The organism is Singulisphaera rosea (assembly GCF_054877945.1).
Genome location: NZ_JBTYIP020000001.1, coordinates 343,839 through 358,994 on the forward strand (window position 1 = coordinate 343,839; position 15,156 = coordinate 358,994).

14 protein-coding genes are annotated in these 15,156 nt (G+C 65.5%); 9 read left to right on the forward strand and 5 right to left on the reverse strand.

The window, feature by feature from the left end; genetic code table 11:
• Positions 1-84: 84 nt before the first annotated feature.
• From ACYOEI_RS01375 to ACYOEI_RS01385, 3 genes are all read right to left on the reverse strand, one after another.
• A complete protein-coding gene (locus ACYOEI_RS01375) occupies positions 85-516 on the reverse strand; it encodes a M67 family metallopeptidase (RefSeq protein WP_462847459.1) in 432 nt (143 codons plus the stop codon).
• A gap of 67 nt (positions 517-583) precedes the next feature.
• The gene (gene cysK / locus ACYOEI_RS01380; protein ID WP_462847460.1) at positions 584-1,549 is read right to left on the reverse strand and encodes a cysteine synthase A; all 966 of its coding nucleotides are present in this window, start codon (positions 1,547-1,549) and stop codon (positions 584-586) included.
• 240 nt (positions 1,550-1,789) lie between these two features.
• Positions 1,790-2,860, reverse strand: coding sequence for a cyclase family protein (locus ACYOEI_RS01385; RefSeq protein ID WP_462847461.1), 1,071 nt, complete (start codon positions 2,858-2,860; stop codon positions 1,790-1,792).
• Positions 2,861-3,202: 342 nt separating this feature from the next.
• On the opposite strand from ACYOEI_RS01385, the gene ACYOEI_RS01390 reads away from it, so the two are divergent.
• From ACYOEI_RS01390 to ACYOEI_RS01405, 4 genes are all read left to right on the forward strand, one after another.
• Positions 3,203-4,474 (forward strand): sensor histidine kinase, encoded by a 1,272-nt coding sequence (locus tag ACYOEI_RS01390; RefSeq protein ID WP_462847462.1) that lies wholly within the window; start codon positions 3,203-3,205, stop codon positions 4,472-4,474.
• 292 nt (positions 4,475-4,766) lie between these two features.
• Positions 4,767-5,672, forward strand: a complete 906-nt coding sequence (gene hemQ, locus ACYOEI_RS01395) for a hydrogen peroxide-dependent heme synthase (RefSeq protein WP_462847463.1) — start codon at positions 4,767-4,769, stop codon at positions 5,670-5,672.
• A 101-nt stretch (positions 5,673-5,773) separates the two neighbouring features.
• On the forward strand, positions 5,774-6,211 hold the full coding sequence (locus ACYOEI_RS01400; protein ID WP_462847464.1) for a putative signal transducing protein: 438 nt from the start codon (positions 5,774-5,776) through the stop codon (positions 6,209-6,211).
• Positions 6,212-6,499: 288 nt separating this feature from the next.
• Complete coding sequence (locus tag ACYOEI_RS01405; protein ID WP_462847465.1) at positions 6,500-7,078, forward strand: Maf family protein; 579 nt, start codon at positions 6,500-6,502, stop codon at positions 7,076-7,078.
• Between the two features lie 107 nt (positions 7,079-7,185).
• Here the strand turns inward: ACYOEI_RS01405 and ACYOEI_RS01410 are convergent, their stop codons facing one another.
• On the reverse strand, positions 7,186-7,584 hold the full coding sequence (locus tag ACYOEI_RS01410) for a response regulator transcription factor (RefSeq protein ID WP_462847467.1): 399 nt from the start codon (positions 7,582-7,584) through the stop codon (positions 7,186-7,188).
• A 301-nt stretch (positions 7,585-7,885) separates the two neighbouring features.
• Between ACYOEI_RS01410 and ACYOEI_RS01415 the strand changes: the two genes are divergently transcribed.
• From ACYOEI_RS01415 to ACYOEI_RS01430, 4 genes are all read left to right on the forward strand, one after another.
• A complete protein-coding gene (locus ACYOEI_RS01415) occupies positions 7,886-9,070 on the forward strand; it encodes a hypothetical protein (protein WP_462847468.1) in 1,185 nt (394 codons plus the stop codon).
• A 248-nt stretch (positions 9,071-9,318) separates the two neighbouring features.
• On the forward strand, positions 9,319-9,642 hold the full coding sequence (locus ACYOEI_RS01420; protein ID WP_462847469.1) for a hypothetical protein: 324 nt from the start codon (positions 9,319-9,321) through the stop codon (positions 9,640-9,642).
• A 382-nt stretch (positions 9,643-10,024) separates the two neighbouring features.
• Complete coding sequence (locus ACYOEI_RS01425) at positions 10,025-10,768, forward strand: BON domain-containing protein (RefSeq protein ID WP_462847470.1); 744 nt, start codon at positions 10,025-10,027, stop codon at positions 10,766-10,768.
• Between the two features lie 362 nt (positions 10,769-11,130).
• Entirely contained in the window at positions 11,131-11,739 is a 609-nt protein-coding gene (locus ACYOEI_RS01430; RefSeq protein ID WP_462847471.1) for a hypothetical protein, read from the forward strand.
• Between the two features lie 400 nt (positions 11,740-12,139).
• On the opposite strand, the gene ACYOEI_RS01435 is transcribed toward ACYOEI_RS01430, so the two are convergent.
• Positions 12,140-13,045, reverse strand: coding sequence for a PIG-L deacetylase family protein (locus ACYOEI_RS01435; protein ID WP_462847472.1), 906 nt, complete (start codon positions 13,043-13,045; stop codon positions 12,140-12,142).
• A 338-nt stretch (positions 13,046-13,383) separates the two neighbouring features.
• On the opposite strand from ACYOEI_RS01435, the gene ACYOEI_RS01440 reads away from it, so the two are divergent.
• Positions 13,384-15,147 (forward strand): hypothetical protein, encoded by a 1,764-nt coding sequence (locus ACYOEI_RS01440; RefSeq protein WP_462847473.1) that lies wholly within the window; start codon positions 13,384-13,386, stop codon positions 15,145-15,147.
• Positions 15,148-15,156: the final 9 nt, after the last annotated feature.

Genomic DNA, 15,156 nt, shown 5'->3' on the forward strand with positions numbered 1-15,156 from the left:
GGAAGGTCGGCATTGACCGAAACTCTTGTCCCGTTTCAGCCTCAGGAAACGAGAGCCGTAGTTTAGCGGGTCGCCCCTTCGCGTTCAAGGGGCGGCGGGCGAGTCGATCAGCTGCCAGGGGAGTTCTTCATACGAGTCGGGATCCAGCCTCCAGACGCGGACTTCGGGCGTGGCGCCCAGGAGCGAAACGATGATCCGGGGGAGGGGGCCGTAGTAGTTCTGGTCGAGGTCGGTACGACTCGGGATGGCCGCCCAACGGGGGTGGGAGTGGTAGATCGCCAGGAACTCGGCGCCTCGGGAACGGAGATCGCGGTGGGCCGCGATGAGCTCCTGCCCGTCGGCGTCGTACCGAGTCTCGCTCGCCGCGACGTTCCGCAACGGGTGGAAGGACGAGACGATTTGGGGTACCCCCCCCAGAATGCCGCAGCATTCCAGGGGGGCTTCGCGGAGGCAGTGGGCCACCATCGCGTCGTGGATGGAAACCGGGATCGCCAGGATGCTCGGATCTTCGCTCATGGTGGCTCGGCGATCGTTTTGCATGCGCGGTCCCGGATCGCGGCCTGGCCGCGACCCGGGTCGGCGGTCATTCGGGGAAGAGGGGAGTGGAGAGGTAACGTTCGCCGAGGTCGGGCAGGATCACCACGACGAGCTTGCCCTCGTTCTCGGCTCGCTTCGCGACCTGGATCGCCCCGTAGGCCGCCGCGCCGCAGGAGATCCCGCAGAGCATGCCTTCTTCGCGGGCGAGGCGTCGCGAAGTCTCGAACGCGTCCTCGTCTCGGATGGTCACGACCTCGTCAATGATCGCGGTATTGAGGATGTCTGGGATGAAACCGGCGCCGATCCCCTGGATCTTGTGGGGGCCCGGCTTGAGTGCGTCGCCGTTCCTCTGCTGGGTCAGCACCGGCGAACTGATCGGCTCGACCGCGATGACCTTGAGACCCGGCTTGTGTGCCTTGAGGGCCTCGCCGCAGCCGGTGATCGTGCCGCCCGTCCCGACGCCGCAGACGAGGATGTCGACCTTGCCGTCGGTGTCTCGCCAGATTTCCTCGGCGGTCGTCTTGCGGTGGATCTCCGGATTCGCAGGGTTCTTGAACTGCTGGGGCATGAAGGCGTGCGGGGTCGTCTTGACGATCTCCTCGGCCTTACGGACCGCCCCGGGCATCCCTTCAGTCGCGGGGGTCAGCACGATCTCGGCGCCGAATGCCTTGAGGAGCCGGCGGCGCTCGAGGCTCATGCTCTCGGGCATGGTCACCTTGAGCCGATATCCTCGGGCCGCGCAGGTGAAGGCCAGGGCGATACCCGTGTTCCCGCTGGTCGGCTCGACGATCACGGTGTCCTTGGTGATCTTCCCTTCCGCCTCGGCCGCATCGATCATCGCCACGCCGATCCGGTCCTTGACCGACCAGAGCGGGTTGAAATTCTCGAGCTTCGCGACGACCTGGGCATAACATCCGTCCGTGAGCCGTTGGAGCCGGATCAACGGCGTGTTGCCGATCGTTTGCGTGATGTTGTCGTAGATCCGCCCCCGCGTCCGCTCGGCGGTCGTCATATCATTTCCTCGCTGTCTGTGAAGAGACACCCCTGGAGTCAGTGCCGCCGACTCCACCGATCACGCGCGATTGTCCGCATTCTTCGCCTCGCCTCGGCCCCATCCTCGTTGAGGAGCCCAAGGGACGACCTGCCGGTATCCTAAAAGACATCCCGTAACGGGACAAGGCAGCCTCCCGAGCGGGGAATGGCCCGAAGGCGCCGCTTCGCTTGGAAACGCCGCCCCCAAAATAGGCCCGATTCAACGGACAGCGATCGGCCGGAGGGCGAACCCCGCGGCGGTTCCCTTGATCTTGTTGGTGGTCGCCATGTAGCAGAACTCGTAGGCCTTGGCCCGGCTCAGACCTTCGAGATAGTGGAACTCCCCGAGATGGACCCCCTGATCGACGAGCAGATAGCGATGGACGGGGATCACCGTGCCATTCTTACCGGTCGGCGGGTTGACCTCATAGCCGCTGGTGTCGGACCCGACCATGATCGCCCCTTGGTCCTCGATGAGCCAACGGGTGGCGGCGAGGTCGGGGCCGGCGGTGTCATACTCGGCGATCGTCGCGTGGTCCGCCCCGTACTCGCCCCAGAATTGCCCCGTGCCCGTCCGCACCAGGACGACGTCGCCCGGTCGGATCGCGACGTTTTCCCAGGCCAGGGCATCCTTGAGCAGTTGAGTCGTGACGGCGGTGTGCGGAGGGAGGACCTTAACCTTCTGGTAGGCGGCGACGTCGATGAGGACCCCTCGGGCGATGATGGGGGGGATCGTCGTCGCGTCGCACTTGCGCGGGCCCCAGTCCCCGCCCCAATCCGACTCCTTGAAGCCGTTGTACCAGTGGTCGTCGGGCCCCGCGGTGATGTGCGCGAGACCGTCGATCTGCGTGGCGATGTTGTCGCTCACGAAGAGGGCGGCCGAGTGCCAGAAGACCCGGTCGGGGTTCAATTGGGCGGGCGGGGCGTCGGCGTCTTTCATCCGCGCGATCCCGTCGGGGCTGCGGAACGTGATGATCTCCCCCGGGCTGTGGCCAGGCCACTTGAAGCTCCGCCGACTGTAGGTCATGCCGAGGTCGAAGGTCTCCCCGCGCTTCGCCAGGGCGAGGGCCGAGGAGCGGCTCGCGTCGGTCATTGCGTTGAGCGCGCCGACCTCGTCGTCCTTGCCCCAGATCCATCCCCACCCCTTGCCCTTCGTCCACCCTTTGACCATCGGGGGCTCCGGCGTCGACGAAGTCCCCTGGGCAGACGCCTCTGGGGTGTGTCCGGCGAGCCACCAGGAGATTGCCAGCCCCACGATCGCGACCGACTTTCTCGAGTGAACCAGTCGCATGCGATTTCACCCCAAGGTGTTGTCGTCGAAGAAGGGAACGACACGGACCGACCCGACAGGGCAGGCATTCTATGCGTCGACGACACCGCCCGCAACGACCAGGACGCCCCGAGCCGGGACCCGACCAACTCGGGAGGGAACGGATTTCGCAGGCCCTCAACGACCTAAACTTGCCAGCGAACCGGGACCCGACAGAATTCGGTCACCCGCCGCGGCCTCTGCCTCCGTATATAATAGTCAAGGAGAGGGACTCGGGGCCTCCGAGCAGGCCGAGCCCGGCTCGTCGTGGCGACGAGCCCCGGCCTGGGTTGGCGTTCCTCCGAGGACCCGAAACGAAGAGCGATGAGCGATCCTTCCCCCAAGATCCCTCGGCTCCTGGTCATCGAGGACAGCAAGGCCGACCAGTTGGTCTACCGGCGGACGCTCCGCGACTTCGACCTCGAGTTCGCCGACTCGGGGGAGTTGGGCCTCGACCGCCTGGCCCACGAGCGTTTCGACCTCGTGATCCTCGACTTCCAGCTTCCCCAGATGAACGGTGACGAGGTCTTCGAGAGGATCCGCTCGACCCCGGGACTCGACCTTCCCGTCGTCATCGTGACCGGCGGGGGGAGCGAGAGCGTGGCCGTCGACCTGCTGAAGCGCGGGGCGTACGACTACGTCACCAAGGACGACCTGCACACCCCTCGAGTCGCCGCCGCCGTCCGGAGCGCCCTCGATCGCCACTGGCTCAGCCTCGCTCGGATTCGGGCTGAGGAGGAACTTCGTCACCGCAAGGAGGAGCTCGAGACCGCGGTCCGTCGGTTGCAGGAAGCCCAGGCGCACCTCGTCCAGAGTGAGAAGATGTCCAGCCTCGGGCAACTCGTCGCCGGGGTCGCACACGAGATCAACAACCCCCTGGCGTACGTCTCGAACAACATCGCCGTCCTCGACCGCGACGTCCACCACCTCGCCGCGATCATGGGCCACTACCGGGCCTTCGTCGGCGAGGACCGACCCGCCGTGATCCGCGAGGCGGAGGAGAAGCTCGACCTCGCCTATACCCTGGAAAACCTCGACCGGCTCCTTTCGAGTACCCGCAAGGGCCTCCAGCGCGTCCGCGAGATCGTCTCGGGTCTCCGCGACTTCTCGAGGCTCGACGAGGCCGACCGCAAGCTGATCAACCCGAACGACGCGATCCGATCCACGCTCGAGATGGTCCGCTACCAGGTCCGACAGCGGGGCATCGAGCTCGTGACCGACCTCGGAGAGCTCCCCTCCGTCTGGTGCTTCGCGGGCAAGCTCAACCAGGTTCTTTTAAATATCATGATGAATGCGATCCAGGCCCTCGGGACGAGCGGGACGATCGACGTCCGCTCCTGGGCCAACGAGGATCGGACCGAGGTGGCCCTCTCGATCGCCGACGACGGCCCAGGCATCCCCGAGGAGCTCCTCGGGAGGATCTTCGACCCGTTCTTCACGACGAAACCTCAAGGCGTCGGGACGGGCCTCGGCCTCTGGATCAGTTACAACGCCATTCAGGAGCATCAGGGGCGGATCGAGGTCGTGACGTCCGTCGGCGTGGGGACCACCTTCACCATCCGGCTTCCCGTCCGCCTCCCTACCGACCCATATTGAGGGGAGGCGCGAAATTCCACGAGACGCCCCTTTCTTGGCCGGTCGAGAAGCGACGAGTAGAATGGAACCGGCTTCAGGGTCGGGAACAAATTTGCACGCGCGATCCGCTCCCAACTCGCAGGGTGGGCACCGCCCACCGGCATCCCGAAAGGCCCGGTGGGCGGTGCCCACCCTACACGGATCGAGATTCCTGCACGAACGTCCTGACCCTCATTAAGCATCCCTCAGCATCGTCCCCGGGCTTTTGGTCGACTCCGGGTGGCCCCTACCAGCGAGAAGAGAGCGTCCTGACATGTCCCAAGAATCGCCCGCGACGAGCCCTTCCATGCCCCCGAAGGCGCCGACCCACCCGATGCAGCACGGTCATCGTCCGTCATCCTCTCAGGTGCCGGCGACCCTGATTCCGGTCGATGGCTGGCACTTCCTCCACCTCTTCTTCAAGGTGGACCGCGGGGTACTCGCCGGGCTCTCGCCGGAGGCTCGGGCCGAAGGACGCGCGGAGTTGGAGCGAATCCTCACCCCCTCGGGCGCGGGGGGGCCGGACCAGATGCAGTCGTTCGCCGTCATCGGCCATAAGGCCGACTTCGGTGTGATGCTGGCCGGCAAGGACCTGAAGGCGATCCACGGGATCCAGGTGGCGATCCAGGCATCGAAGCTCGGCCCGGCGCTCTCGATCAGCGACTCGTTCTACTCGATCACCGAGGTCTCGGAGTACGTGCCGGACGCCGAGGAATACGCCCGGATCCTCCGCGACCGCGAGGGGGCCGACCCGGAGAGCGCCGTGTACAAGGCGAAGGTCGCCGCCTATGCGGAGCGGCTCGAGCCGATGAACAAGCAGCGGCTCTACCCCGACTTCCCCGACTGGCCGTGTCTCTGCTTCTATCCGATGAGCAAGATGCGTCAGGGCGACCAGAACTGGTATCTGCTCCCCTTCGAGCAACGCTCGGAGCTCATGAGCCAGCACGGCCGGAGCGGCATGAAATTCGCCGGGAAGGTCTCCCAGCTCATCACGGCCTCCACGGGGCTCGACGACTGGGAGTGGGGGGTGACCCTCTGGGCGAAGAACCCGACGTATCTGAAGGACATCGTCTACACGATGAGGTTCGACGAGAGCTCGGCGCGCTACGCCCTCTTCGGCGAATTCTTCTTCGGCTACATCCTCCCGCCGTCCGAGTTGCTCGGAACGATTCGGGTGTAAGACTTCGACGCGTGAAAAGATCCCGGGTACGATCGTCGGCGGGATTGGGATCCTCTCCACGGCCGGGCAACCTGCCGAGACCATCGCGAAGGAAACCAGGTATGTGGACTTGTCGGAAGTGTGGGTCGAAGGTGGATGCAACGTTCGAGGTCTGCTGGTCCTGCGGCACCTCGGTGGACGGGGTCGAGGACCCGAGCTTCGTGCCCGCCGACGCGGAGCCCGCCGAGTCTTCGCCGCTCGACCTCGACATGCCGACGGGTGACGGGCCCCTCCCGCCCGCACTAGGCTTGGACTCGGGCGAGCTCGTCGAGGCCTACTGGGCGCTCGACCTGATGCAGGCGAAGTTCCTGGCCGACCGGCTGACCGAAGCGGGGATCCCCGCCATGTCCGATACGCACGACCTCCACGATGCGCTCGGGAGCATGAGCTCCGGACCTCGCGTCTGGGTCCGCGCCGAGGACCTGGCGCGCGCGAAGGCCTGGCTCGACGACTACGACGTGCAATTCAAGGCGGAGCACGGGGCTCCCGATCGAGACTGACCGCAACGAGCCCCCCGTGTAGCTACGATCGACCGCAGATGGAAGGCGGGACATTTTAGCCACGGATGAAACACGGATCGAACACGGACAAGACAAAAAAAAGAGAAACGATCAACAGATTTCATAGATGAACACAGATAGCTAATTCAAAAGACTAAAAATTTTTCGAATTTCCGATCCGCGTCCATCCGCGTCACCTGCTGATAGACCTCTTGATTTCTAGATCCGTGTTTCTTCCGTTGCCGAGATTCTCTGGAATCTGACAACGACCTTCGAGGGAAGACGCACGTGCCAGGCCTGGTCCTTGCCAGCACCTCTCCGTATCGTCGAACGTTGCTGGACCGGCTCGGGATCCCTTTCCGATGCCGGTCCCCTCAAATCGATGAGGAGGATTGGAAACAGGCCGGCCTCTCCCCGGAAGATCTGGCGGCGACGTTGGCTCGAGCCAAGGCCGAGAGCCTGGCCGCCGAAGAGTTCGGGGCGACCCTGATCGGGAGCGACCAGGTCGTCAGCGTCGGCGGTCTGGTCCTGGGAAAGCCGGGAACCCCCGAGCTTGCCTTCGAGCAGCTCAGGAGGCTGGCCGGGGCGACCCACCGGCTCTTCACCGCGTTCGCCGTGCTCCACGAAGGGACGACGTTCGTCCACACGGACATGACGACGATGCGGATGCGGGAATTGTCGGATCCGGAGATCGAGCGTTACGTCGCCTCCGACCAGCCTCTCGACTGCGCGGGGAGCTACAAGCTGGAAGAGCGGGGGATCGCCTTGTTCGAGCGGATCGACACCGAGGATTACACGGCGATCCTGGGGCTTCCCCTGATCGCCCTGGCGACCCGGCTCCGGCAAATCGGGTATTCCATCCCGTGATTGCAACGGCGGGATCGTCCAACCAACGACATGAGGAGGCCTCCCGTCGAAGGGATCCTCCTCGATTGACTCTAGGCCTGGGGTAGGTTGAGGCGGGGCCCCTAGACTCAGTCGTGGTCGGGCTCGGACGTGCGCCCTTCGAGGATCCGCTCGATGGCCCGGACGAGCTTCTCCATGGCGAAGGGTTTGCGGATATAATCACGGACGCCGAGCATTTCGGCATACGCGCGGTGGCGGCTGCCCTCGTTGCCCGTGATCATGATGGTGGGGATGAGACCGCCCGGCCGCCCTTTGAGCTTCTCGAGGACGAGGAAGCCGCTCTTCTTGGGCATCATCATGTCGAGGACGATGAGGTCGGGATTCTCACGCTCGGCGATCGTCAGACCGGCGTTGCCGTCGCGGGCGACGATGATTCGATAGCCCTTGTTTTCCAGGACCGTACGCATCGACTCGACGATCTCGTTATCGTCATCGACGAGGAGAATCGTCTTCAAGGCTGGGGGCATCGCAATCACTCCGACGTCGGTGTCGCACAGCTTTCGACAATAGGTCGTATCATACAACCCAAATTGCGGCAGGGGCAAGTCCGCCACGAATCTGTGGCCGCTGGCCGCCTCGTGATCGCGCCCCGCGGATGGCAGGCAGATGGATGGTCACGAGCATCCACCCTCTTTCATGAAATCCTGAGATCGGAGATAATGACGGGGAAAGGGTTGGTTCGCATCGGGTACGGCCCGAGGGTACCAGGTCCCTCCCCTCCCTCGCATGCCGACCCGGCCCATTCACCCTCGAAAGGACCGAAGTCCGATGACCGCCAGCAAAGTACGGCTTGTGACATTCGGGCTGGCCGGGTTATGCCTGACCTGGGCCGGCTGTGGCGGCAGCGACGTCCCCGACCCGGAATCAGACGCGAACGCGGCGTCGGGTCCCCCGACCTCCTCGGCCCCGCCGACGCCACCACCGGCCCCCGCCCCCGCGCAGGTGAAGGCCGAAGCCCCCGCCCAGGCGGCCCCCGCGCCGGCCGCCAAGGCCGTCGTCGCCCAAGCGGAAAAACCGGCCGAACCCACGCCTCCGGCTGAGTCCGCCCCCGCAGAGGACAAGCCGGAGCCCGTCGCGGCCAAGACGGCGTCGCCCGCCGCTGAAGAACCGGCCGACGCGAAGCCCGCGAAGGAAGAGGTCGCCGACGCTGGCAAAGCCGCCGGCTCTGAAGGCAAGACGGACACGACCGCCGCAACGGCCGAAATGCTCGCCCTCGGCAACAAGCCCGCGCCCTCGGCGCCGGGGGCCGAAGCCTCGGCCGGCGGCAATGCCCCCGGTCCAGGTGGCGCCTCGATGCCCCCAGGTCCCGGAGGAGCAGGGGGCCCCCCGGGTGCCGGCGTTACCGTGGCCCCCGGCGGCAAGCCGCTCAGGGATCGCACGGCGAATGTCCCCGGCCAGACGCCCCCCCAAAATCCCGGGCCGTTGGCCGCGGCCACTGCCGGCGGGGCAGGGCGACGTGACGCGTTCGAAGGAGCAGGAATGAGACGGCCGGACGCAGGGCCGGGTGGCCCGGCCGCCGGTCGTAACGCCGGCGCGTCGCCGGGGAGCGGCAAACCCGCCTCCTTCCGGTCGCCGACCGATGCCGTCACGTCCTTCCTCGACGCCTTGAAGGCGAAGGACCTCCAGCGCCTGGCCGAGGCCACGGCCCTCCGTGCCCCGACGGAAGCTGCGGTCAAGAACCAGAAGATGTTCGAGCAGATCCGCGAGGAGAGCCTGAGCGAAGACGCCCTGGCGGATTTCGCCTCCAAGTTGGAAGGCTATCAGATCGCGGGCGAAAACCAGGCGAAGAGCTCGGGCAAACTCGGCGTCATCCTCAGCAACAACAAAGACGGTGACACCTATCTCCGGACCGTCACCGTCCGCAAGGAAAAGGCCGGCTGGAAAGTCCTCGACGTCAGCGGGGCGGGCATCATCGACCGCCCCAACATGAAGGGTCGGATCCGGAATCGTTGAAAAACCTCCCTTCTTGTAAGAATGCCAAGCCCTTCGTGTAAGACTTTCCGGCCCTCGGCCAAAAAAAATGGCCGAGGGCCGGATTTTTCCTCAAGTTGTCGACTTGCAATGTCGCTTAACGCCCTCGAAACCGGAATATTCGGCGAACGGCGCGGGACCTGCATTACCCCTCCTCCCGTATCCGTCCCTTCATCTTGCCGCGATGATGATCATCAACGCCCCACACAGTGCCCAAGGAAGGAGCCTGTATGGACCTGCCTCGCCTCAGCTCGTTTCTCGAGTTCTCGGTCATGCTGTTCCAGGTCGTCGGAGTCCTGGCCCTCTACCTGAGCCGCCTCCTCCCGGCGACTTCCAGGCGCTGGACGAATCGGGGCCGCGTGGGGTTCGTCGTCGCCATGGTCGGATTGGGGATCTCCGGGGCGCTCTGCGGACGCCATGACTCCGAGTTCGCCCTCTTCGCCGGCGTGACCATGACAGTCCTTCTGATCGGCATGACGGCGGGAAATGCGGCCGTCGATACAACCCGACCCAAGCTCGGGAGGGTGGTACCGGAGCCGAACCTGGCAGGTTGAAATTCGGGCGAAAGCGTAAGTTCCGCACCGATCACGGATTCGCGCAACGGGGCCCCTCGGCCCCGTTTTTTTTTTGCTCCGCGATTTGACCGCCCCCGGATCGTGAGCCATAGTTGCGGCGAATCTGAGACGTCCGGCCGAACATGCCAACACCTCCTTGAGTTCCACACCTCAACGTCCGGGCCTCTCGGCCCCGTCCCACTCCTTCCCCGGAGCGTCGGCCATTCGCCGTCGCTCGCGAAGGGCTACGAGGGTCGAGCGGCGAAACGAATCATCCCCGAGTCGCGGATCAGACAGACCTAAATGCCGACCGGGAACGGCGTGACCCGCGCGTCGTTCAAGACTTCGATGTGTCGGCCATTGGCGGGAGAAGGATAAGCCCATGTTGGTTGGATTGAAACGGATTTCGATGGCGCTCGGCCTTGTGGCCCTCGCTTCCTCGGCGTCGCTCGCCCAAGGGCCGGTCCCGAGCACCAACCAGGCCACCGCCGACGCCGTCGCCGGTGCCTTGCGGTCGAGCCGGGCTCTGGCCGGGTATCGTATCGAGATCGAGAGCCGCAACGGCATGGTGACCCTCTCGGGCACCGTGAAGACGGCGGCCCAGAAGGCCGAAGCCCTCGGCCGAGCCCAGCAGGTTGCCGGCGTCGCCGGCGTGGCCGACCAGATCAAGCTGGCCGGCGACCGTCGCGTCCAAGCCGCCCAGTACCAGCCGCAGGTCGCCTTCGGCGGCCACGGCCACCACGGTGCGGCCGGTGGCGGCGAGATCATCTATGACGGCGGAGCAGCCCCGACGGCCCCGGCCGGCCCCTCCGGCTTCGACGGCGGCCCGCTCCCCGAAGGCCCCGCCGGCGGACCCGGTGCCGCGCCCATGGGTGCCACCGGCGCCCCGAACTACGCCTGGCCCAGCTACGCCCCGTACCCGAACTTCTCGGCCGTCGGCTACCCGACCGCCTACCCCTGGCAGGCCTGGCCGAACATCAGCGCTCCCTACCCCTATCCTGAAGTTCCCCTCGACTGGCGAGCCGTGACCCTCCGCTGGGACGACGGGATCTGGTGGCTCGACTTCAAGAAGAACTACACCCGCCCGTTCTTCACCCCGTATCCTTTCGGCATCTTCTCTTACTAAGAGATCTCAACGACCCGCACGGGTCCTGCCGAAACATCCCAAGGGCCGACCGGACTCGTTCCGGCCGGCCCTTGGTGCATTTCAGGGACCGACGGACGAGGGCAGGGGAGGGGCGGACGATGGCGTGGTCAAACCCTTCGCGGAACCCGCAAGTCGAATTCGCCGCTATTCGAGGGAAATTCCTCACACCCCGAGTCCCCCTCGTTCGATAACTAAACCACATGAACCGGCCAAGCGGTTCGACCCGAAGTCGGATCGATCGTCTGGTTCGAGCGCCGTGCAAGACGGACCCCGGCGCCGAGGCCGGAGGGGTAGGAGTGCCCCCCGGCGAGTTCGCGCACGTTCCACGGAGGGGATTTCCAATGACCAAATCCGCGCGGCACCGGGGCCCGATCACCCCGCGCTGGGTTCGCGGGCTGCTGATGGGTGCCCTGTTGGTGATGGTCACCACTGGCAACAGCGGTTGCGGCCTAGTCTACGTTGCCCGAAACATCTCGCCCTTGCACATCACCGGCTGGTCGATGGCCTGGCCGATCCTGCCCTCCCAGCAACAGCGCCTCGAGCGCGACATGGAGCGGGAGAAGCGGGACCGAGTGCCGATCCTCGACCCGATCCCCGGCGAATTCGCCCCGGGGACCTGCCTCGATCCGCCGAGCGAACGCGAGGTGTGGGACAAGGTGACCAAGTTCAAGAACGGGTCTCCGCCCTTCTATGAAACCCAGCGCAACAACGCTCGGTTCCTCATCGAGAAGATCGGCGACAAGGTCGACCCCTGCAAGGTCTACCCCCTGGCCGGACCCTGCCAGCTCGTCCACTGCCACTACAAGTGCACCGTGTACTACGACGAGTCCTACTGGTCCGACTACCCGATCCCGTTCAACCACCTCGACCACCGAGTGGAAGTCGTCTACATCGACAAGGACCACCTCCGCCGTTGCGGCGGCCCGGCGGTCGCGACGACCCCTCCCTGATCGAAACGTCGACCAATGAATCCCGGGCCCGCCTTCGTCACCGAAGGCGGGTCTTTTTTTTGGTCGTCATGAATCCGCGCCAACATACCCGCTAACCCGGCACGACCCATCCTCCCTCCGTTCGGTGGGGCACTCTTGCCCGGCTCTTCTTTCACAAGCCGAGGCAAAAACCACTGAACAAAGGCTCCAGCCTCGAAGTGCTCTCGACGATATCGCGTCCGTCCGAGGAACACAGGAACCGGCTCGGCGCCGAGTGAGGCGAAGTCCCTCGCGGTCCGTCATCAAGGCCCGGAGCCAGTCCCGTCTTCGCCTCCGCTCTCAGGTCACGAAGATCTCGAGCCGTGTGCAAGCCACTCGTTGGCCACTCTCACCGTCGAGAGGTCATGCCCCACCTCGATCATTACTTCCCGAAGAACGGGAATAGCCTTCGCAACTCCTCTTTCGATGGCTGTGAGCCGTACTCGCAGACCTCGAACGCCTCCGCCGCCCTGACTCCGTTGCCCCGCTCGTTGTCGAGTTCCTCGATCAGAAGCTTCCGATAGCGGTCGGCGACGGCGCCGTAGCCTTTCTCCGCCCGCTTCCTGGTCCACTCGAGCCGCTCGGCCTTCCCCTTCGGGACCTGGTCGAGCTCGCCGAAGAGCCAGGGGTTCCACTCGTAGAACTGGGACTCGAGGGCGTCGATCGCCGCCACCTTCAGGTCGAAAACGGGGTCGATGGGGACCACCACATCGGCCCGGAAGGGGTTCGGCTTCTTGAACCCGTCCTCGGAGTAGAGGAAGACCGGGTTGTGCCTCAAGGCGGGTACGTCGGGGCAGAAACTCGGGACGATGACCATGAACGCGGCGTCCTGCACGAGGATCCCGGTGTATCGGTGGTCGGGGTGGTAGTCATTCGGCCGGTGGGCGATCACGATGTCGGCCTTCCACTCGCGGATCTTCCGGGTGATCGTGCGACGGTTCTCCAGGGTCGGGAGCAGTTCGCCGTCGTGGATGTCGAGGACCTCGGAGGTGATGCCGAGGATCTTCGCGCAGGCCTGGACCTCGGCCGAACGTCGCCTCGCGAGGATCGCCCCGGCGAGCTCGTGGTGTCCAATATCGCCGTTCGTCACGCTCACGAACTTGACCTGGTGTCCGAGCTTCGCCCAGCGGGCGGCCGTCCCGCCGGCATCGAGCTCGCAATCGTCGGGATGGGCGCCGAAGACCATGATCCGCAACGGCCGCTCGGGTTCGGCGGCGGATCCCGACGGCGCGAACGCCCACCCCGCCAGTGCCCAGACGAATAGACCCACGCGAAGTCGAACCGGCATAACTCGAGGCTCCTAAGTGATAGACGAGTTGAGGAAATCGCGGAGCGAGCCCTGAGGTTTTACCCGCGGCCCCGGCGACGGTCGACAAAAAACGGCGGGAGCCATCGACTTCCTTCGATTGGAGCTCGAGTCACCCGATCGGTACCCGGGACTCCTCCAGGAGTCGCCTTCTCGACCCTCGTCAGGGGAGATGCGGGCCGAATCGGGGTGGAGGCCCCGGGGCGAGCGCTTGCCGAGCGGGTAAAACGGCCCGTAGAATCACGGAAATGAAGGCAAACCCACGTCTCCTCGCGATCATCATCGCTATGACGTCAGCATTCCCGCCTCGATCACAGGCGGTGGACTTTGCCGATCCGCCCCCTCCACCTTCGGAGTCTTTGCATCTCAAGGACGGCCGGAACCTATCCGGACGGCTCGTCGGTGACGTCACGAAACGCTTTCATTTCGCGGCGGCGGGCCAGGACGGGGCGGTCCCCCTCGAGGAAGGGGCAGTCGTCACCTTCTCGGGACAAGGTCCCGCCCCGAACGAAGGACTCCCCCCGTTCCGAGTCGAACTCGGCCTGGGCCGACGAGTCTCGGGACGGCTCGGGCAAACTGACGCCTCCGAGGTCCGGCTCGTCGAGAGCTCGACCGGACGAGCGATCCAGTTCGCGAGATCCGGGGTCCGGTCGATCATCCAGCGCGTCGGCGAGATGCGGGTCTTCGACGATGGCTTGGAGACCCTGAACGGGCCCCGTTGGACCACCATCGGCGATCCCCAAATCGTCGACAATCCTCGACTCGCCGGCTCCCACAGCGCCCAGATCCCGGCAGGAGGCACGTCGCTGACCACCAGGTTGGCCGAACCGGTCGCGGCCGGTCGTCTCGAGACGGCCTTCTTCGACAACCAAGAGGTGGTCTCGGGGCAGCAGTGGTGCGTCGACCTCGCCTTCCGAGGCCCTTCCGGACCCGAAACCGTCCGGGTGATCCTCGGCTGGGCCGAGGAGAGCCTGTCCGTCGAGTCACCCGGAGGGCCGGCCCTGGCCGTGCAGCGACTCTTGCGAACGCCCGGTTGGCATCGTCTCAGCGTCCGTTTCGGCCCCGAACAGACCGAGGTCGCCGTCGACGGAAACGACCTGGCCCACGGCCGAGGCCCAGGCGGCCCGCTCACCGAGATCCGTCTCGCGAGTATCGGCTCGAGCAAATCCGCCCCCCCGGCCGGCCTGTCCGGCCACTTCGACGACATGCGCCTCGTCCGATTCGCCGAGGCCGTCTCGGGCCTGGAGATCGACCCGACCCAGGACCAGGTCCAACTGGCCGACGGCGATCAACTGTTCGGCCGCATCAAGGAGCTGGATTCCGACCGCGTCGCGGTGCTCGTCGACAATCACGCCGTGGAACTCCCCTGGAGCGAGGTTGCGGGAGTCGACTTCCGTCGGCTCGCGACCCAGGGGCGTCCCCTCCTGGGGTGGCTCGTTCGGGTCGATTGGCGCTCGGCGCCTGGGAATGACCCGAGGGACTTGGACCAGGCGGAAGGGGCCCTCACCGCGCTCGACGATACAAGCCTCACGCTCGAGACCTCGTATTCTTCCGCCCCGCTGACCATCTCCCGAGATCGGCTGCGGAGCCTCCGCGTCCTCGGCCGAGGCCGGCGGACCGTCATCGATCCCACGGCCCACCACATGGGCAACGAGGTTGTCGGTCGGCCGAACCCCCTCGATCCTCCCCAGCCCGAGGGGAGGACGTTGGAGCGCGAGTTCAACCTCGTCGAAATTCCCTCGGGGCCCGCGTTCCTGACCTTCGACGTGGTCCAGATGGTTGGCGAAGTCGTCGGATTACCCTATGCCGACCTCGTCAGGAAGGGAGAGGTCAGGACGAACCTCGAGGTCAACGGCAAGGCCGTCGACTACCTCAACCGGTACGTCACGTCCAAGAACGAGTCGCCCGAGCGTATCCGGGTCCCGATCCCCTCGGGCGTACTCCAGCCCGGGGCGAATCGTCTCCGACTCGTCCAGGTGGGGAGGGCCAACGACCCCGAATACCTCGACGACCTCGGAGTCCTGGAAATCGCGGTGGAGTTCGCCCTCGATGGACCCGTCAATCCCCCTCCCGTGAATCCGTGAGCCTTTCCC